This window comes from uncultured Maricaulis sp., from assembly GCF_963976135.1.
Lineage (GTDB): Bacteria > Pseudomonadota > Alphaproteobacteria > Caulobacterales > Maricaulaceae > Maricaulis.
Genome location: NZ_CAXBKN010000056.1, coordinates 1 through 20532 on the forward strand (window position 1 = coordinate 1; position 20532 = coordinate 20532).

Consider the following 20532-nt stretch of genomic DNA (forward strand, 5'->3'; position numbering starts at 1 on the left):
TGAATCACGCAATCAACGATCCGGGAATCCCCTTATTGAGTACAGGCCCTAGCCGATGCCGGACTGTCCCAAATTCGAGCCGTCGCAAAACATTCACGAAAATTCGATGTGCCGGTCATGCTCGCGCTGCAATTTGCCGGTATGACAAATCGACGAACAGTTACCGCGCTGGCCGGCCTCTCCCATCCGGTGCGCCTGGATCTTTTCCGGCGCCTGTGCGCGCGATTTCCTCTCTCGGTTTCCGCAGGCGATCTGGCTGCGCACTATGAAGTGCCGCGGTCGACCATGACAGGCCACCTGCAGACCCTGGAACGGGCCGGCTTGATCCGCGCTGAACGACGCTCACAATTCATGTTCTACGCTGCAGACACAGATGGAACGCGCTGGCTTGCCGAGGCGATCATATCGGACATTCTCGGCGATTCTGCCGAACTCACCGGCCGCGCTGAAACAAGTTCTCCCTAGGCGGCGCGGAACGATTCCGCCTCAGGAACCGGCTGGTGCTCGTCGGGCGGCACCGCCATAGACTTACCCGAAGACAAGAGCGCTGATCCGGGGACGGCCGGATTCTGGCGATGGCTGCCAGCTCCTGCAGGCTTGCCGGTGCACCAATTGAACAGGACACGCGGCGGTGCTGATCGGGTACCTTGCGCGGCCAGCTCCCGCAGGCGACCATGACAATCTTGTGTCAGGCGTGGTCTGGCGTGCGGGTCCGGCGTGCGGGCTATCGGGTGAGACGTCTGCTGCGGGCAAGCCGGCGGGCGTGAGGGCTTGGTCGTGGCGGTGAGTGACGCGTTCAACGTCGAAAATCTCTACCGCGAACATGGTTCGCGCTTGCGCTGGATCGTGCTGCGCATCGTCAAGAACCCACAGGACGCTGATGACATCACCCAATCGGCCTTCGAGCGCTTGTTGAAGGCTGATGTCGATGCGCGTCCGGTGCGCGATGAATCGGCGTTTCTCACCACGATCGCGACCAATCTTGCGCGCAATCATCTGCGCCACCGCGATACGGTACAGCGCCACTCTGCGAGCGTGACGCACCACTATACCGACGTCTTCGTGCAATCGCGGGGCGCGCCAGCCGAAAGCGCAACGCACGACGAGGCTCGAGAACGGGCCTTGCAGGACGCTATTCGCGGCCTGTCGCCAAAATGCCGGGCGGCCTTCGTGCTGTGCAAGCTGAAGGGGCTGACCTACCAGCAGGCCGCCGATCAGATGGGTGTGTCGTCACATATGGTCAAGAAACACATTCAACGCGGAATGGCGCTGTGCGCGGCGCGTCTGCAAGCCGGGGCCAAACCCGGAAGCGATACCACAGGAGCTGGGCATGATGCCGGTTGATCCGACGTCCGATATTCACGACGTGGCCGCAGGCTGGGCCCTCTGGCTGCAGGCCGGCGCACCCTTCGATCCTGGACGTCAGGCCGAGCTGGAAGCCTGGCTCCAGGCTGATGTGTGCCACGCCGATGCCCTGTCGGCCTGCCTGGATCTCGAGGCGGCGCTGGAACAGGTGAGGACAAGCGCATGGGCCGGGGATTTGATCGCCGAAGTCGAGGCGGGGCTGGACAGTATTACGGCTGATGCGCCGCATCCTGGCCTGTTTTCCGGCCTGGGCTGGCGGCCGGTTGCGCTGGCCGCGTCTGTCCTCTTGCTGCTGGCGGTGACGCCCTTTCTGTTTGGTCCATTGCTGGGCGGTGAGCCGGCGGCGCCGGTCGAAATTGTCGTTGCCGAGGCCTACTCGACCGGGCGCGGCGAGATGCAGGCCCGCATCCTCGCCGACGGTTCGACTGCGACGCTGAATACCGGATCGCGCATCGAGGTCAGCTTCAGTGATCGCGAGCGCCGCATTACCCTGCCCCGGGGCGAGGTGCTGTTCGAAGTCGCGCACGATCCGTCCCGGCCCTTCATCGTCGCGGCCGGTGGATATGAAGTGCGGGCCATCGGCACCGCCTTCAATGTCTATACCCGCACAGATGGCCATACGCTGGTGACCGTCGTGGAGGGGATCGTTCAGGCTCGCGACACGGCGGCGCCGGCAAGTCCGACGACGCTGCACGCCGGTGACCAGGTCGAGCTGGCGCCGGGTGCGCCCTTGCCGGAAGCGCAGCGTGTCGATGCCGGTCTGGCGGTCGCCTGGCGGTCCGGCCGGCTGATCTTCGATGACTGGCGTTTGGCCGATGTCGTCGCGGAATTCCGGCGCTATGGCGATCTCGCTGTTGAGTTTTCCGATCCCGGCGTGGCCGAAATTGCAGTGTCTGGCGTGTTTGATCCGCGTGATAGCGACGCATTCTTTGCGGCGCTGGACCAAATGGGGCCGGTCGGAATTGATCGCGATGCCGACCGGATCCGGCTCTACACTTCCAATGAATAGCGGGCTGGGCGGTGCAATGACACGGTCCGGGGACGAGCCCGGGAAGGTCTGAGGGGACGGCATGCGGGTCAGGCGGTCAGATCTGAGCTTCGCCGCCCGGCTATTGGCCGGCGTGGCGATGAGTCTCGTTCTGACGCCGGGTCTGGCGGCGCAGACCGAAGCGCCGGCGGGCGCCGAAACCGGTGGTGAAACCCGCATCCTGTTTGACATCCCGGCCGGGCCACTGGACGGCGCATTGCGGCGATATTCGATCCTCACCGGTCGCCAGCTCCTGTTCGAATCCCGTCTCGTCGAAGGCTATCGGGTTCCGCCCCTGCGGGGTCTGTCGACAGCGGATGAGGCGCTGGACGCATTGCTCGCGGAGACGGGTCTGCAGATCGACCGTGTCGACGCGCGCACCGGCGTGCTGTCGGTGATCGCACAAACACCGGCACCGGCGATCTCCCCGACCGGCCTGGTGCCGGCTGATGGCCGGGTGAGGGAGACCCGTGCTGTCGGCTGGCTGACCCTGGCGGGCGCCGCAGTCCCGACCGATCCGGGCGAGGTGATTGTGGTGACCGGCTCGCGCTTTGCCCGCTCCGACCTGACAGCGGTGACCCCGGTCTTCGTGATGGGGCGGGCCGAAATGGAATCCTCCGGTGCCTATGAAATGGGGGGCTTGCTGGCGTCGCAATCGCCGGCAACCCTGGAGTTTTCCGGCCAATCCACGCATTTGAGCGCGCAGAATGCCGGCCTGACATCGGTCGGGCTGCGCGGATTGGGGACGACCCGGACCCTGGTGCTGATCGACGGTCGGCGAACCGTCTCCAACAGTGGCAATGCCAGCCGTTTCGGCTCGGACTCGATCCCGGTCGAATTCGTCGAACAGGTGGAAATTACCACAGGCGGCGCTTCGGCGCTCTACGGTTCAGATGCCATCGCCGGTGTCGTCAATTTCGTGCTGCGCGATGATCTTGACGGTGGCAGTGCGGTTTTTCAGTCCGGACTGACCGAGGATGGCGGCGGCGCCTTCTCGGCCGGCGCCTTCACCATCGGCCGTCCGTTCGCGGCGGGCCGGGGCCATGTGATGGCCAATTTGTCCTTCGACCAGCTGGCCCGTATCGGGGCCGACGAGCGGGATTGGGCGCTGAGCGACCTTGTCCTCTCCAATGACGGGACGCGCCTGGAAGACGATCTGAGCACCTACACCCCGGGCGGGCGTTTTATCGGCTATGATTTCTGGTTCAACGCGGCCGGGCTGCAAAGCGATTTCGACACCGATACCGATAGTGTGTCGACCCGGCCCGACGCGACGATCAGCTTGCCGCGTGACCGGCAGATGCTGGCGCTGAAGACCCGGTATGAGCTGAGCGATTACGTCGAGCTCTTCGCGACGGCATTGTTCGCACGCAGCCAGAGCCAAGCGACACGCGAAGCCCAGACCGCCTATTATGGTCAGGATTTCGGCGCGACGCGGGAGGATATCGGCCGCATTGCCCTGGACAACCCCTTCGTCCCGGCCCCGATTCGAGCTGCAGCGCTCGCGGACGGGCTGAGCGGTATCACCTGGCGCCGGCGCTTCACGGAGCTGGGCCCCGAATATCGCGATATTGACCGGGCCACGGACCGGCTCTGGGCCGGGCTTGGCGGGCAGGCGGCGCGGTGGGACTGGGAGGCCTATGTCGGTCATGGCCGCTATTCCCAGAGCCAGCTGCGCAGCGGCGAACTCAATTTCCGCCATATCCAGGCGGCGCTGGATGTCGAGCCTGCTGTCGGCACTGCAAGCGGGTATCGCTGCCGCGATAGCGCCGCGCGCCAGGCCGGCTGCGTCCCGCTGGATATTTTTGGCGTCAACTCGATCAGTGCCGAAGCGGCCGACTATATTCGCGCCACAGACCGGCTCGATGTCGATGTGCAGCAGGATACGATTGGCCTCACCCTGACTGGCGAGGCGGTCTTTCCGGGGATCGGTGCGATCCCGCTCGCGCTCGGAATCGAACACCGGCGCGACCGGCAAAGGACCGTCGGCGACCCCGTCACGCAATCGCGCGACACAGGCTATGTCGATGTGCCCGATCTCGACGCTTCGGTGGATGCAACCGAGGCTTTTTTCGAGACTTCGGTAACGCTGCTGTCCGGTCGGCCCATGATCCAGCATCTTGGCCTCGAATTTGCCGGACGGCTCGCCCGTTATGACATTGACAGCGTCGGCGGAGTCGGAAGCTTCCGGGTCGGCGCCAGCTGGGTAGTCTCGCCGGGTCTGCAATTGCGGGCGCAACTCGGCAATGCTCAAAGGGCGCCGGGCATGGTTGAGTTATATTCGGCGCCGCGCGGCGATTATGACAGCGTGTCCGACCCCTGCGACGGCGTCACGCTGGTGTCGTCCGGGACCGAGGCCGGAAATTGCCGCTCCGATGCCCGCATCGCCGCCGTGATCGCGCGCGATGGTGTGTTCTTGCAGAGTGTGAGCAGCGTCTATGCGCCCAATTCCGGCAATCCCGATCTCACCGAGGAAGAATCGCATAGCTGGAATCTGGGTTTTGTCTTCACGCCGCAACAGCGTCCCCGCTTCTCGCTGGTGCTCGATGCCTATGATATCCGCGTCGAAGAGGTGATTGCCTCGCTCAGCAGCCAATCCCTGTTGCAGGAATGCTATGGAGCGACGGTTCTGCCGGCCGCTAATGCCTTTTGTGACTCGATTGAACGGTCGGGCTCGGGCCAGCTCGTGGCCATGCTCAATCGAACCGACAATCTGCACGCGCTGAGATCAAGCGGCGTCGACCTTCGTCTGCGCGATGGCTGGCGCGTGAATGAGGGCTGGTTTCGCGGTGACTGGAGGGCACAGCTTCTCTATGCCTACAGCCATCGACTGCAACAGGAGTTCGAGCGCACGGATGGCTCCGTCCAGGTCAATCAATGGCGTGGCGAAGTCGGTGCGCCCGCGCATCGCTGGACCGGGTCCCTGACCTGGGAGGCGGGCGCCTGGCAATTGCAGTGGCGCGCCCGCTATGAGGGGGCGAGCGTCGACAGTCATGATCGCGCCGCGCTTGATGATGCCGACGCCCAGCTCATCCTCGAGGTCGACCCCTGGCTCCAGCATGATGTATCGGCCCGGATCGATTTGCGAGAAGGCTGGCGCCTGTTTGGTGGGGTCAATAATATCTTCCACGATTATGGTCCCTTCCTCCCAAACGGGACGCAGAGCGGCGACCGGCGCAATTTCAATGCCGCCTATGATGTCGCCGGACGCTCGGCCTATATCGGTCTGCGGCGCAGCTGGTAGAGCCGTCTGCGGCACTATTCGAAAAAATCCTGCCACGCAGGTACCCGGTCCGCTCCCTGAGGTGTCTTCCCAGACAGAACTGTCAATCCGCCGTCGAGGGGACGGTGTGACATGTGATGAGGGGAATATCCGATGCGCCAGTTGAAACGAGTGGGCCGGGCGTCGACGCGCGGTGCGTTGATGGTCGGAGCCGCGCTGTCTGCGATCATGTTGGCAAGTACGGCTGGTCTGGCGCAACAGGCGGGCGAAGCTGCCGATGCGGCCACCCAGGACGACATGATTGTCGTCACCGGGTCGCGGATCCGCCGGACCAATGCCACCACGGCAATTCCGACGCAGATCTTCACCACCAACGACATCCTTGAAGCCGGCACGGTTGATGTCGGCGAGCTGCTCGCCGAAATGCCGGGCGTGGACACCGATATGTCCCCCGAAAACTCCGAGCTCTCAATCCAGAACTCCGGTCTTTCGACGGTCAATCTGCGGGGGCTCGGTGCCGATCGCACGCTGGTTCTGATCAATGGCCGCCGCGCCGTGTCCAATTCGGGCAATGGCGAACGGGTCAGCCTGCAGACCATTCCGGCGGGATTTGTCCAGTCGATCGAAGTCACCACGGGCGGCGCGTCCGCGATCTACGGGTCGGACGCGATTGCCGGCGTTGCCAATCTCATCCTCAAAACCGATTTCGACGGTATTGAAGTGAATACCCGGTACGGCTTTGCCGATGCCAGCGGTGAAGAGGAAACCACGATCGAACTGACGATGGGCCGCAATTTCGCCAATGGGCGCGGCAATATCATGTTCGGCGCCAGCTATGATGACGAGACGGCGATCTATGCCGACGAAACGCGTCCGGATTCGCTGCGCTTCGATGACTGGACGGGGAATGGCGAGTTCAATGATATCTACCTCTCGTCCTACATCCCGGGCGGCCGCTTCGAGAGCGATGATGCATGGAACGTCGATGGTGTCTGGTATAATGACAAATCGCTGGCGCCGAATGACGGCCGCGACCCGTCGGTCGGCCATGAGACCGATCTCGATGGCTATAATTTCCGTCCGGGGCGCACGCTCTCACCGGAAGTGACCGCCTACACCGCTGCACTCGCCGCGCGCTATGAATTCGACAATGGGATCGAGGCCTCTGCGGATTTCCTCTGGTCGCGTGTCGACAGCCTGTATGAAGGCTCTTACGAGACGGCGATCTATTCCACCGATGTTGGCCCTCTGGGCAGCGCCTTCGATATCGGCCAGATGGCGAGCAATCATCCCTTCATTCCGGCAGCCGTCGAAGAGACCCGTTCGGGCACGGTGAGCTGGTATCGCCGTTTCAATGAAATCGGCCGCGAAACCCGTGACAATGAACGCACGACGGCGCGCACCGCCTTCAGCCTTGAGGGCGACCTTGGTGAATCCTGGCGCTGGCAGACTTTTGCCACCTATGGCCGCTTCGAACAGAACCAGATCCAGGGCAATAATCTCAACTATCTCAACATCCACTATGCGCTCGACATCGAGTCTGACGGCGCAGGCGGATATCAGTGCGTCGATACCGGCGCCCGGGCCGATGGTTGTGTGCCGCTCAATATCTTCGGCGAAGGCTCGATTACGCCGGAAATGGCCGAATATATCCGGGTCGAAGGCCTGGTGAACCAGGTCCGCGAACAGACAGTTCTGGGCGGAGCGCTGGATGGCGACCTGTTTGAGATGCCGGCGGGCACGGTGGCTGCGGCCTTCGGGATGGAGTGGCGCGAAGAGAGCCAGGACACGAATGTCGACGCGATCATTCTGGAAGAAACCACCAGCCTTTCGGTAGTGCCGGAAATCGAAGCCAGCTTCGACGTGGTCGAAGCGTTTGCCGAGCTGGAAATTCCCCTGCTCTCGAATGTGACGGCCCAGATCGCCGCTCGGGTGGCGGACTATTCCACCATTGGCACGATCTATTCCTACAATGTCGGTGGTTATTGGGAGCCGACCGAGACACTCCGCTTCCGTGGCCAGTATTCGCGCTCGCAGCGGGCGCCCACAATCACGGAAATCTTCTCGGCCCCGCGCCAGGATTCCGACGCGCTGCTTGATCCATGTGACGGCATGATGCCGGACGGCACGGGTATCACCCCGCCGGCTGGCAGCGATTTCAGTGCTGCGACGATCGCGGCGAACTGCTTGTCCGAAGCCGGGATCCAGGCCTTCTTCGCCGATCCGGACAATGCTGGTGAGGCCTTCGAGTTTGACGGTTCGGTCAATGGCCCCAATGCCGGAAATCCGAATGTTCGCGAGGAGACTGCTGATACCTTCACGGTCGGCGCAGTGTGGGCTCCGAGCTTCCTCGACGATCTCTATATCATCGTGGATTACTATAATATCCGCGTTGAGGATGCGATCGGCTCGATCTCGACCCAAACCACGGTCGACCTGTGTTATGGCGCGGCCGATTTCCCGAACAACCGTTTCTGCGACGTCATCACACGTGATGGCTCAAATGGCCGGGTGGTCGAGGTGATCAACCGTGAGGAAAACCTCAATGAACTCCTCTCCGAAGGCATTGATGTCTCGGTGATGTGGGATTTCGAGCTCGAGAGCATCCCGGGTGAATTCGGTCTCGATGTGCGCTATTCGCGCTCGCTGGCCGATGAGTTTGAGTTCGTTGGCGAGGCTGGCCAGCCAGTGCTCGAAGACTCCAATGGCTCGATGTATGACCCGACTCACGAAGCCCGGGCGCGCCTGTCCTGGAGCGAAGGTGGCTTCTACGCCTCCTATACCCTGCACTATGAGTCAGGCGGCATCGATGATCTCGATGTTGCTCCGACGAACCCGCTTTATTTTGTGGCGGAAGATCAGTTCCGTTCGAATGTGTATGCCCGCTACCGGTTCGACAATGCCTACCGCACGAGCGTCTATGCCGGTGTCACCAATCTGTTCGACGAGATCGGCCCTTACATGCCGGGCAATTTCGCCAGCGGGTCGAGCTCGAACATCAACTCGCCACAAAACTCCCTCGTGGGGCGGCAATTCTACTTCGGCATCCGCAGCGAGTTCTGATCGCGCTGCAATTCCTTCCCTCCGATGCTGCCCGTCCCGTTCGCCATGGTGTGAACGGGGCGGGCGGATCCGGTCTTCGCTGCCCGTCTGCGCCCCATTTTCACTGACATTCCCGCGGAGTCTGACATGATCCGATCCACCGGTCTGGCCGCCTTGGCCATGGCGGGCTGGCTGAGCTGTGCCCTGTCCCCGGCTGTCCTCGCCCAGCACGAAAACATTCAGTCCCTCGCCCTGCACCCGGTCCCGGCGGCCATCCGACGCGATATGACCGCGGTGGACATCATCGAATTGCCGCGTCTCGACGGCGTCTCTCTGTCGAATGATGGCCGGACCGCCCTGGTTGAACGTGTGACCACGGATTGGGCCGCGGACAAGAATTCCACCGGCTTCTGGCTCTGGCAGCAGGGCCAGAGCGAACTGGTCCACCAGGTCGACCTCGACACGGCGGATCGCGTGATTTTTTCGCCTGACGGGCAATGGATCGCGGCAGAGATCGCCCCGGAGGGGAGCGGCAATAACGAGATCTATATCCGCGCTCTGGACGGAGGTGAGCTTGAGCGCCTGACCCGTCATCCAGCCGCTGTTCGCTCGATCAGCTGGTCGCCGGACGGGGAATTTATCTATTACATCGCCAGCGAAACGCGCTCGGCAGCGGACCGCGAACGCCGGCGCCGGATCCATATTGTCGATCCCTATTATGAATCGACACGGCGCGCTCATCTCTGGCGGGTTCGGGTTGCGGATGGTGCTGCACAACAGGTCACATCGGGCGAACTCCATGTCCGCGGCTATCATCTTGCGGCCAATGGCGCGATCCTGGTGCGGGTTTCAGCCGAAACCGACGCCGACGCGACCTATCAGAGCGAGCTGATGCTTGCGGCCGGCCCGAGCGAGCCCTTTCGCCGGGTCACGAACAATGACTGGCCGGAAGGCCATGCGCGCCTGTCGCCGGATGGGCGCCGGGTCGCCTATCAGGCGCGGCTCGGCGAGGATGGGCTCGACTATGTGCAGCAAAAACTGGTCCTGCTCGATCTCGCGACCGGGGTGACGCGCGTTCTGGCACCGGATGCCAATTGGGAGGTCGACGGGCTGGCCTGGCTGCCGGGTGGCGAGAGCCTTATCGTCGCCGTCCGGGACGGTGTGCGCTCGGGCCTGATGCGTGTCGATGTCGATGCTGGCACCTTGACCGTCATCTCGCTTGAAGATCGTTCCCTGGCTGACTGGTCGCTTGCGGACGGGACGGGCGAGATTGTGGCCCTGTTTCAGACAGAAATCAGCAATGGCGATCTCTGGCATGTCACACCGGCCGGCGAGAGCCGGCGGCTGACGACGATCGGTGCTGCCACGGTCTCGGCCTTCAACCTGCCGCAGCAGCAAGCTATCGAATGGAGCAGTCATGACGGCACTGTGATTGAAGGCTTCTATTTCCCGCCCCTGACCAGCGGTGAGAGCCCGCCGCCCCTGGTGGTCCAGATCCATGGCGGACCCCGGTCCGGCGATGAGTTCGGACAATGGAAATGGTCGCGCTATGTCCCGGTGCTCGCGGCCGAGGGTTATGGTGTGCTGTGGGTGAATTATCGCGGCGGAACCGGTTATGGTGACGCATTCATGCGCGGCATGCACGGTGAGTATTTCGCCCATGCCGACCGGGACGTCCTGGCCGGTGTCGACAATCTGGTCGCGTCGGGCCGGGCGGATCCTGATCGGATGGTTGTTTCAGGTTGGAGCGCCGGTGGTCACATGACCAACCGGTTGATCACCCAGACCGGCCGTTTCGCCGCCGCCATGAGCGGCGCGGGCGCTGTCGACTGGGCCATGCATCATCTGACCAGCGATGTGCGCGGTGCCCGCCGGCTCATGTTCGGCGCTGATGTCTGGGCCGAGGGCGTCTATGACCGTGCCTTCGTCCCGCAATCGCTCCTGCGGGACCTGCACGCGGTAACCACCCCGACCCTGATTTTTGCTGGCGAGGACGATGAACGCGTGCACCCGTCACAATCGATCATGCTCTATCAGTCCTTGCGAAATCTCGGGGTTGAGACGCGGCTCTATCTGGTGCCCGGCGAGGAACACAGCTTCAAGACGCCCAGCCATCGCCTGTTCCGGCTCAATGCCGAGCTCGACTGGTATGGCCTCCATACTGGCCGGCCGGAACGGGATTGGCAGGCGCCACCGGCTGCGCCCGGCGATGATTGAACCGAGCGGAATGGCGGGCGCCCGCCTCTAATTGTGAACTCTCATAAGGTTGTTCATCGGGATTGAGTCCTTGAGACTGGTTGTTGCGAAGCAATCGGCCAGAAGGATCGCCCCCGATGAAGAGCCAAAGAAATGCCAGACCCGCACCGTTTGCGCGATTCCTAATCGTCGAGCGACGGCAGTCGGGTGAGAGCGTGGACATGATTGCCACCTCGCTCGGCATCTCCGTTGGCACGGTTTACAAGTGGCTCTCGCGCCATCGCAAGGGCGGGTGCGCCGCGATGCAGATCGGCCAGCGCTCGTCCGGGCGCTTGAGGTCGAAGGCCGGCCACATTGCCCAAAAGCATGGCCAGCGGACCATCCGATCCGCTGGATCGCAACGCCGCGTGTCAGGCCGGGTCGGGGTCGTTCGAGAGAAGGCTGCCAGGGTCGATTCCGCGCTTTTCAGCGCTGATGCGTACCGCCTCGCGCAAGGCATTGCTGCCATCGAGCAAGCGCCGAAAGCGTTCTTCGTCGAGTGCCAGCAAGGTCGAGGGCGCAATGGCGCGGGCCTCCGCCCGTCGCGGTTTTTGCATCAGGATCGCCATCTGCCCAAACATCTCTCCGCCGCCAAGCCGCCAGCTCTGACCTGCGCTCTGGAGTTCGATCGCGCCTGAGGCGATGAAAAAGACGCTTTTGACGACGCTATTCTTGCGGATGATGACTTCACCGGCATTGACGTAGCGGGTTTGAAGCGCGCCGCCCAAGCGCTTGAGCGCGGCATCGTCAAGTTCGGCGAAGAGCGGGAATTGCCGCACCAGCTCGGCACGCTGTAGCGCGATGAGCAGGCGCGGGCGGCGTTCAGCGGCGGCGCGGCGCGAGCTCAGCCCTTTCATCAATACGGCGAAGACTTCTGCTCCGATCAGCCCATCCTCGCGCATGGCGGTATATTCGCGTTCCTCGAGGCGCAGTGCGGTGCGCCGGATGAAGCGTCGTTCCAGCTGGTCGGCATAGCCTGGGTATTGCAGGCGCAGACCCTCGAGTGCGGTTTCCACCGACTCGATGCGCCAGGAGAGGAGCTCATGCAGCAGTTCGGCCACCCGGCGTCCGTGGATACGGCGGATGCGCCCGTCAATGAAAGCGTTCAGGTCGCGCAGGATCAGACGCTGCGACAGGAGAAGCTCGAACCTGTCGGCGGTCATGCGGGCCAGCGGGCCGGACAGGCGCAGCGGGCTGTGCAGGAAAACGGCGGCGCGGAACGCGCGGCCATAGGCGACGGTGCGGCGTGCGGCGCGCTGATAGCCCCTTCGGCCCTTCGACCGCGCGCCCTCGATCAACCGATCGGCATTCGACAAGACCTGTTCGGCCATCCGCGCCGAGATGGTCTGCTCATGCATGCGCGCGAGGATGGTGTCGCGTTCATGGCCTGCCAGCGCGACGAGGCCGAGCGTGACGCGATCATGCTCGAGCATGTCGGCGCTCTCCTCGGCAGTCTTCACTGCTTTGTCCAGCCGCTTGCCAAAGCGCTTGGCCTCGGAGCGCACGATGTCATGACTCAGCTCATAATTTTCGCTCGTGCGCGCCACATCCTCGCGCACGGTCTGCAGCGCGACGGCGACAACCTGGCGCGACAGTGCCTGGTCGATCGGCGAGAGCCGGTCCAGCCCGAGCCAGCCGATGACCGTCCGCAGGGTCGCCCCCTGCACAATCAATGTGAAGAGCGTGAAGCCCGTGGCGAGGATGCCGACCACGCGTTTGACTTCCACCGGGACGCTGACGCTCTCGGTGACGGCCAGGGCCAGCGCCAAGGTAACGGCGCCGCGCAGGCCGCCCCACAGGATGGCGACGCGGTAGGGTGGCTCGACGCCCGGTGAGACGCGCAGGACTGTCAGCAGCGGCAAGAGCACGAACAGGATCACCACACGTGCGGCGATCGCGGCGAGGATCACCACCCCGATCAGCACAAAGTCCCCGGCGCGCACTTCTTCGAGGATTCTGGGGATCAGCAAAGCTGCAAGAATGAAGATCAATGCCCCGCCCCAATGTGCCAGCAGGTCCCAGACCTCGCGCAGATAGGTCCAGGCTTGCGGCGGCAACTGACCGGGGCCGGTCAGGTTCAGGGTCAGTCCTGCAACCACCACGGCGATTACGCCGGAGGCACCAATGCTTTGCTCGGCACCGATATAGGCCAGATAAGGCAGGGCAACCGAGATCGAGATCAGTGCCAATTGATGCCGGGCGAAACGGGCCATGATCCATACGGCGATGCGCGCTGCGAGCCAGCCGGTCAGTGCGCCGCCGCCGATCAGCAGCGGGAAGCGTCCGAGCGCTGCGCCAAGACTCGGTTCCGCAGCGCCCAGCATCACGAAGCCCATGAAGAGGCCGAACAACGCAATGGCGGCGGCGTCGTTCAACAGGCTCTCGCCCTCAATGATCCGCGCCAGCCGCCGCGGTGCCGAAATGGACCGGAAGATCGATACGACCGCCGACGGATCGGTGGTCGAAACGATGGCGCCGATCAGAAGACAGGCGGCCAAGGGCAGCGCACTGGCCCAGGACAGGGCATAGCCGACACTCAGCGTCGCCACGACCACGGCCACGACTGCCAGTACGAGGATCGGAACCCAGTCATCGAGCATGCGGCGCAGATCCATCCCCAGGGTTGCCTGAAACAGCAAGGTCGGCAGGAAGACATAAAGGAAGACGTTCGAGCGGATTGGCAGGCCGAGGATCGCTTCCGCCACCGGGTTCAGGGCATCGGTCAGCTCAGTTTGCAGGAAGAACAGCGCGCCCGACCCGATCAGAAGGCCCAGCAAGGCGAGGATCACGGTGTATGGCAGTCGCAATCGCGCGGCGAGCGGCTCTGCCCCGCCGATGACGAGGAAAAGCGATGCAATGACTGTCGTGATCAGAACAATGTCCATGCCTCTGAATAGCCGGGAAGTCGGGCGCATGGAATCGGTCTGGTGCGGAAAATGACGGAAGAAGGATGAATTCGCATCCGGGCCGCAGGATTAGTTGGTGCCGGGGTCGCGAACGTGTTCCGGAATGCCTGCCCCCGCGACAATATGCGCCGGGCCGGGGCCTTGCGAGCGCCTGGCCGCGCACCCAATTTGAAGGGGTGAAGACATAAGGGAGACTGGCCGTGAGTACACCAATCGACGCTATTACCTGGGTCGCCGCGCTGGATGGCGGCAAGGCATTGATCTGGCGCAATGAGGGCTTTGACGACCAGCCCAATCTCCAGCTGGTCGATCAGGACAGCCAGCACAATCCCCCGGCCCGGGACCATAGCTCCGACCGCCCCGGCAGGGTTTTCAAGACCGGCGGCAACCGCGCCGCGATGGAACACACCGACGGGCACAGGCAGGCCGAGCATGATTTCGTCCAGTCGGTAATCGCGCAACTGAACCGGGAAGCCGGGAAGGGTTCATTCGACCGGCTCGTCCTGCTGGCGCCGGCACCGGTGCTTGGCGCGGCGCGGCCGCATTATTCCGAGGCGCTGAAGAAGACGCTGATCGAACGCGAACGCGATGTCGTGAATCAATCGACCGACAAGATCGAAGCCCAATTCGTCGCCGCCCTGACCGAATAGGCCCGGTGAAATCATCGCGCCGCTGCAGGCTGCCTGTTACTGGGAAGCCGCGGCGACGGGCTTGATCTCGAAGAAGTCCGCGACATCGGCAATCAAGGCCTGTTTCGCGATCGCGACGATTTGTGCGCCCTTCTCCGGTGTGGCCTGGGACGGATCCGACCCGATGCGACCGTCAGGGAATCGGGCGCGATAGTCAGCCGCATCGGTGAAGCCGCCTGAAGGGGCGATTTTCGGGTTCATGGCGACCGATTTGATCGCGTGGGGCAGAGCGTATTGCGTCACCGAGACTTCCGATGCGGTGGCGTGCGAGCCTTCGCCGACCGGAAACAGCGTGCGGCAAGTGTCCATGACACCCGGCAATTCCCACCAGTTGCGCTGCATCAGCCGCGCCGGGCAGGGCTCGGCATCGAGTGACCATTGCGCATAGAATTCGGCAAAGGCGGCGCTGATCGTGGTGATATTGCCGCCATGGCCATTGAAGAAATAAATCCGCTTGAAGCCGTGGCGCAGCAGGCTCTCGGTCCAGTCATTGATGACGGCGATCATGGTCGAGGGACGCAGCGTCATCGAGCCGGCAAAGCCGAGATGGTGCTGGGCGATGCCGACATTGAAGGTCGGGCCGACGAGGAAGCCGGCTTCGGCACCAGCCTCGGTGGCGATCACCTCCGGGCAGATGGCATCGGTGCCGACAAGTCCATTGGGACCGTGCTGTTCGGTTGAACCGATCGGAATCACGATGCCCTTGCAGCGCTTCAGATAGGTTTCGACTTCAGGCCAGGTGGCGTGGTGGAGCAGCATGGCGAGCCCTTCGCAGCGGGATTGGATTGCCGAGATAAACGGCCCCGGCAGCGATGTGCAAGTGTCTGCAAGCAGCGCGGGACGCTTAGTCCTCGCGGCGGCTTTCGGCCCGGTAAATGAAAGCCGCGCCGACTGCCATGATCGTCGCGATGGCCAGCATGAATTGCATGATTCAATCTCCCCAAGTCGCGGAAGGAATCAGGCTCCGGACACGCGCTCTTGATGCCAGAAAAAACCTTCCCAACGGTAAAGGTCCGACGTATTCGGGCAGGGAAATTGCCTCACGGCGAATTGATTGGCATGTGATGGCGACTGGGCGATGATGGCGCTTCATTCGGGGACCATTATCGGGGATCGTTCCATGCGCCTGCTTTTCTGTCTTTCTGCTGCAGCCCTGTCGCTGGCAGCCTGCTCGCCTGCCGCCGACTTGCCGGATGGCGACCACATGTCGACCCTTGCCCAGACGGCCGGGGCAGTCCCCGGGGAAAGCGCGGCGCCGCCGCTCGGCGACCCGATGCCGGCGGTGATCGAAGCGGCCCTGGCTGACACCTCGCGCCCCGAAGAGGACCGTCTGCTCGATGTTGACCGCCATCCCGCTGAAGTGCTGGCCTTTGCCGGTCTGGAGCATGGTTGGCAGGTCGCCGATATCGTTCCCGGTGGGGGTTATTATGCGCGCGTGCTCTCGGCCGCTGTCGGTGAGGAGGGCCATGTCTATGCCTTCAATCCGAGCTGGATTGCCGAACGCTTCACTGATGGCAATACCGCTCTCGGCGAGCTGGCGGACTCACGCGGCAATATGACCCGCATCGTCGATATGATCGAGAATTTCGATACGGCGATCGACGCGCCGCTGGATGCGGCCTTCATGGTGCTCTTCTACCACGACACAGCCTATGACGGCACCGACCGGGTGGCGATGAACCAGGCGATCTATAACGCCCTGCGCCCGGGTGGTGTCTTCATCGTCATTGATCACCATGCGCCGGTTGGTTCCCGCCTCGCCTTTGTCAATGACACCCACCGGATTGATGCCCATGTCGTGCGCGAAGAAGTGATGGCGGCTGGTTTCATTCTGGAAGCGGAAAGCGACATGCTCGCCAATTCCGGGGACGACCGGACCGGCAATGTATTCGCGCCGGACCTGAGGCGGCATACGGATCGTTTCGTCTACCGTTTCCGCAAGCCGGGTTGAGCGGAGGCGAATTCTGACATGAAAACGGGCGGCGCCGGCTGGCACCGCCCGTTTTCATGCCTGCCGCCGGCCAGACGCCTCAGGCAGCGTCAAGCGCGTCCTTGAACGTGTTCAATTCATGGTCGAGCTGAGTGGCCGACTGGTTCAGCTCTGACGAGGCGAGCATGAATTCCTCGGCGGCCGTGCTGGCGCGGCTGGCCGCTCCGTTCACATTGTCCATTTCCCGTGTCACTTCCGAGGTCTCGCCGGCGGCCCGTTCGGCCAGTTCGGCAATCTCGCGCGTCGCGCTGCTCTGCTCGGAGAAGGCGCCGCGGACGCTATTGGACGAGGCCCGCAATTCTTCAATTGTCTCGGCGATCTTGCCGAGCGAGCTGGCAGCGCCGCCCGAGGCGCCGCGCATGGCTTCAATCCGCCCGGCAATATCGCTGGAGGCGCGCGAGGTCTGTTCGGCCAGGGCTTTCACTTCCGAAGCGACAACGGCGAAACCCTTGCCGGCTTCCCCGGCGCGGGCCGCTTCGATGGTCGCGTTGAGGGCCAGAAGATTGGTCTGTTCGGCGACCGCCGCGACCAGTTGCATAATGTCCTCGATCTCCTTGGCGGCAGCCTGGAGATCGTCGATCGAACGGCCGGCGCCGACGGCTTCGGCAGCGGCGCGTTCGGAGACATTGTCGGAGTTCTCAAGGATGCGCGAGACTTCCGAGATCGAGGCCGATAATTCCTGCGCCGCAGCAGCGACGGACTGGACATTGGCATTGGTCTGCCCGGCACGATCGGCGGCGCTGCGGGCACCGTCCCGGGTTGCGCTGGCATCGGTCTGAAGCTGGCGGGCCAGCGAATCCACCTGTCCGGCCGCTCCGGTAACGCCGCGCGCGACGGTGCGCAGGGCGTTCTGGAAATCAGTCGCCAGGCTGGCGACCGCAGCGCGGCGGGTTTCGGTATCGGTCTTTGCGGATTGTTCGGCCACAGCGCTCTGGGCCGCGGATTGCTGGGCTGCATTGGCTTCCCGCGTGCTTGAATCGGCATCGGTGAGGGCCTTGGCCGCCTGGGCAGTCAGCCAGATCAGGGTCGCGCTCTGGCCAATAACAATCACCGCATGCAGCATGACGCGTACAAAGCTCGCGCCTTCCGGAAAGATTGCCCAGGGCAGGATGAAATTGAGCGAAAGATGGTGGACGGCGGTGACGGCTGCGGCGGCGAGGATGACGCGCCAGTCCAGCAGGACGGCGGTGGCTGCCAGGCAGGCGAAGAACAGCATGTGCATGTCGATCTGCCAGGCCGAGCCGCTTATCATGTAGACGAGCGCGGCGGGGAATGCGATCAGCGCGGCGCCGGTGGTGATGCGCGAGGCGACCGAATTGGGATCGGTCTTCCACGCGAATACGGCGGCGCCGGCGACGGCGAACAACAGGACCGTACCCGGTATCAGCCGGTCGGCGGCCAGGAAGAGGGCGCTGATCGGGTAGAGGATTGCGGCAGCGCAAATGACCAGCGTCAGGGCTGACTGGGCCTGTGATCTGAGTTGATCGAGACGATTCATGTCGAGATTCCGATGCTGGTGGCGTTGGTGTCAAACGGGGTGAGATTGTCGCGCGGCAGCAGGCAGCCACCCAGCGCGCCGGGTGGAAGCAGGAGCAGGGCGCCGGCCCGGCGCAGGTCGGTCAACGAGCTCTGATCGACGATCCGCACGATGCCGATATTGGCGAAGGCACCGAAACGGACGAAGGCCAGATCGGCCTCAGCCGTCGCAAGGACGGTATCGGCATGGGTCCAGCCCGGCGGGAAGATGGCGGCGGCTTCGTCGCCGCGCACCGGCTCGAAGGCCGAGAGCAGCGGCATGCAGATCGCAGCCAGGCTCACGACGATGGCGGGAAGATATCGGCGAAGGGCATTGGGACGCGCGCGCAAGGTTTCATTTCCTGACCAGATGTATCAGTCAGACCATGATTGTGGTTAAAGAAGCCTTGTTCGCGCTGCGACCAACGTCTCAGGGCCGGATCCGGGCGAAGATCAGGCTGTCGCGCACGCCGATATGGGTTTCCCAGGCGGCGCGCAAACGGCCCTCGAGCTGGAAGCCGAGCGATTCCAGCAGACGGATGGAACCGGCATTGTCCGGGTCGGTATCGGCATAGATGCGGCGCAGGCCGCGGGTCTCGAAGCCGTGCCGGAGAACGGCCTCGACGGCTTCGCGGGCATAGCCATGGCCCTGCCGGTCAGGGCGCAGCATATAGCCGGTCTCGGCCGCGTTATTCTTGCGGTCCATCAGCACGACCCATCCGAGCGCATCCTCGGGTGAGTCCTTGAGCGTGATCACGAAGCTCTCCACGCCGTCGCCGCGGATATTCCAGCCGAGATAATCGCGTACCGCCTCGATGCCGGCCAGCGGACCGCGCGACCAGTATTTCATCGTCTCCGGATCGGTCAGCGCCGGCAGGAAGGCCTCGCAATCCTCAAACGTCATGGGGCGCAATAACAGGCGCTCCGTGGTCAACAGGACGGGATCAAGACGTGGATAGGGTATTGTCAGGGCATCATCCGTGAGGGTGAGTCGGATCTCGTCGAAACGCTCCTCGATACAGGCCTGCATGGTCTTGAAGCAGTCCCGGGAAAACCAGTCATGATCGGCAAAACAGGCCTGGCGCATCGCTTCTGACGGCCACAGCGCATAGGACCAGATCTCGCCGTTTTCGCCCTCGTGCAGGCGCGCGCCATAGGAGTGGCAGCGCTGATGGATCAGGCGCGTGCCTTCGGCCCAGGCCGCGCGGAACTCGGTTTCGCGGCCGGGCTTGAGACGCCAGCGATAGAGAATGGCACAGGTCATTCGCCGGCGGCGGCTTGCTGCTCCAGCCGCTGCTTCTTCAACTCGCTTGCCTTCACCTTCTTGCTCTCCGAACGCAATTGGCCGCAGGCGGCGAAGATGTCGCGGCCGCGCGGGGTGCGGATCGGCGAGGCATAGCCAGCCTTGTTGACGAGGTCGGCGAAGGCGACAATCTGCGGCCAGTCCGAGCACTCATAGGGGCTGTTGGGCCAGGGATTGAAGGGGATGAGATTGATCTTCGCCGGCACGCCCTTGAGCAGTTTCACCAGGGCGCGCGCTTCGGCGAGGCTGTCATTGACGCCCTTCAGCATGACGTATTCGAAAGTGATGCGGCGCGAATTATTGAGGCCCGGATAGGCGCGGATCGCGTCCATCAGCATTTTGAGCGGGTATTTCCTGTTCAGCGGCACCAGCTCGTCGCGCAGGGCGTCATTGGTGGCGTGCAGCGAGATGGCCAGCATGGTGTTGGTGCGGGTGCCGAGCTCGGAGATTTTCGGCACCACGCCGGAGGTCGAGACCGTGATGCGGCGGCGGCCGATCGCCATGCCTTCCGGATCGGAGATGGTATCGATCGAATCCGAGACATGGTCGAGATTATACAGGGGCTCGCCCATGCCCATGAAGACGATATTGGTCACCTTGCGGTCGGCGTTGGAGCTCGGCCATTCGGCGAGATCATCGCGCGCGATCATCACCTGGGCGACGATTTCCGCAGCGGTCAGATTGCGCACCAGCGCCTGGGTGCCGGTATGGCAGAAGGTGCAATTGAGCGTGCAGCCGACCTGGCTGGACACGCACAGCGCCCCGGAGCGGGCGACATCGGGAATGAAGACGGTTTCGCACTCGACGCCGGGCGCCAGCTCGATCAGGTATTTGCGGGTGCCGTCGGTGGAGACGAGGCGTTCGAGGATGCGCGGCCGGTCGAGCGTGTAATGTGCCGCAAGGCGTGCCCGCGTCTCCTTGTCGATATTCGTCATTTCGTCGAAGGAGGTGCTGCCATAATGATAGATCCAGCCGAACAACTGGTTGGCGCGCATCTTCGCCTTGCGTTCCTCGACGCCGCAGGCGAGCGCGGCTTCGCGCAATTGTGTCCGCCCCATCCCGGCCAGTGAGGGCAGGCTGCGTGGCGTGGAATCGTCGATGCGCGGGGCATTGACGTTGGCGGCTGCGATGTTCAGCGCATGGCTCATGATCTTGGATGGACCGTTCAAATGTTCGGAAGCCGCGCGCAATATCACAAAAGCGCGGCGCGGCCTAATCGTAACGGCCTGCCGGCGAG

General features: G+C 63.3%; 14 protein-coding genes. 8 read left to right on the forward strand and 6 right to left on the reverse strand.

Annotated features, from left to right (window positions below; translation table 11 throughout):
- Positions 1-117 precede the first annotated feature (117 nt).
- The 6 genes from AAC023_RS08890 to AAC023_RS08915 all read left to right on the forward strand — a co-directional run bounded on the left by AAC023_RS08890 (position 118) and on the right by AAC023_RS08915 (position 10874).
- Complete coding sequence (locus AAC023_RS08890; protein ID WP_339740289.1) at positions 118-465, forward strand: metalloregulator ArsR/SmtB family transcription factor; 348 nt, start codon at positions 118-120, stop codon at positions 463-465.
- A gap of 312 nt (positions 466-777) precedes the next feature.
- Complete coding sequence (locus AAC023_RS08895; RefSeq protein WP_339740315.1) at positions 778-1344, forward strand: RNA polymerase sigma factor; 567 nt, start codon at positions 778-780, stop codon at positions 1342-1344.
- Positions 1331-2374 (forward strand): FecR domain-containing protein, encoded by a 1044-nt coding sequence (locus AAC023_RS08900; RefSeq protein WP_339740291.1) that lies wholly within the window; start codon positions 1331-1333, stop codon positions 2372-2374. The genes AAC023_RS08895 and AAC023_RS08900 overlap by 14 nt, the downstream gene beginning before the upstream one ends.
- Positions 2375-2435: 61 nt before the next feature.
- On the forward strand, positions 2436-5636 hold the full coding sequence (locus AAC023_RS08905; protein WP_339740293.1) for a TonB-dependent receptor: 3201 nt from the start codon (positions 2436-2438) through the stop codon (positions 5634-5636).
- Positions 5637-5768: 132 nt separating this feature from the next.
- Positions 5769-8678, forward strand: a complete 2910-nt coding sequence (locus AAC023_RS08910; protein ID WP_339740295.1) for a TonB-dependent receptor — start codon at positions 5769-5771, stop codon at positions 8676-8678.
- Positions 8679-8804: 126 nt separating this feature from the next.
- On the forward strand, positions 8805-10874 hold the full coding sequence (locus AAC023_RS08915) for a S9 family peptidase (RefSeq protein ID WP_339740297.1): 2070 nt from the start codon (positions 8805-8807) through the stop codon (positions 10872-10874).
- Between the two features lie 389 nt (positions 10875-11263).
- Here AAC023_RS08915 and AAC023_RS08920 read toward each other — a convergent pair whose 3' ends face one another.
- A complete protein-coding gene (locus tag AAC023_RS08920; RefSeq protein WP_339740299.1) occupies positions 11264-13777 on the reverse strand; it encodes a cation:proton antiporter in 2514 nt (837 codons plus the stop codon).
- Positions 13778-13998: 221 nt separating this feature from the next.
- Between AAC023_RS08920 and AAC023_RS08925 the strand changes: the two genes are divergently transcribed.
- Positions 13999-14448: a host attachment family protein gene (locus tag AAC023_RS08925; RefSeq protein ID WP_339740301.1), complete on the forward strand. Its 450-nt coding sequence runs from the start codon at positions 13999-14001 to the stop codon at positions 14446-14448.
- Positions 14449-14484: 36 nt separating this feature from the next.
- On the opposite strand, the gene AAC023_RS08930 is transcribed toward AAC023_RS08925, so the two are convergent.
- Complete coding sequence (locus AAC023_RS08930; protein ID WP_339740303.1) at positions 14485-15246, reverse strand: creatininase family protein; 762 nt, start codon at positions 15244-15246, stop codon at positions 14485-14487.
- A gap of 361 nt (positions 15247-15607) precedes the next feature.
- Here AAC023_RS08930 and AAC023_RS08935 point away from each other — a divergent pair, with 361 nt between their 5' ends.
- Positions 15608-16438 carry a hypothetical protein gene (locus AAC023_RS08935; RefSeq protein WP_339740305.1) on the forward strand — a complete coding sequence of 277 codons (831 nt, stop codon included), beginning with the start codon at positions 15608-15610 and terminating at the stop codon, positions 16436-16438.
- Positions 16439-16517: 79 nt separating this feature from the next.
- On the opposite strand, the gene AAC023_RS08940 is transcribed toward AAC023_RS08935, so the two are convergent.
- The 4 genes from AAC023_RS08940 to rlmN form a co-directional block, all read right to left on the reverse strand.
- The gene (locus AAC023_RS08940; RefSeq protein ID WP_339740307.1) at positions 16518-17975 is read right to left on the reverse strand and encodes a methyl-accepting chemotaxis protein; all 1458 of its coding nucleotides are present in this window, start codon (positions 17973-17975) and stop codon (positions 16518-16520) included.
- Positions 17972-18343, reverse strand: coding sequence for a hypothetical protein (locus AAC023_RS08945; protein WP_339740309.1), 372 nt, complete (start codon positions 18341-18343; stop codon positions 17972-17974). Before AAC023_RS08945 ends, AAC023_RS08940 begins: the two co-directional genes overlap by 4 nt.
- 79 nt (positions 18344-18422) lie before the next feature.
- On the reverse strand, positions 18423-19256 hold the full coding sequence (locus AAC023_RS08950; protein WP_339740311.1) for a GNAT family N-acetyltransferase: 834 nt from the start codon (positions 19254-19256) through the stop codon (positions 18423-18425).
- A complete protein-coding gene (gene rlmN / locus AAC023_RS08955; protein ID WP_339740313.1) occupies positions 19253-20443 on the reverse strand; it encodes a 23S rRNA (adenine(2503)-C(2))-methyltransferase RlmN in 1191 nt (396 codons plus the stop codon). The genes AAC023_RS08950 and rlmN overlap by 4 nt, the downstream gene beginning before the upstream one ends.
- Positions 20444-20532: the final 89 nt, after the last annotated feature.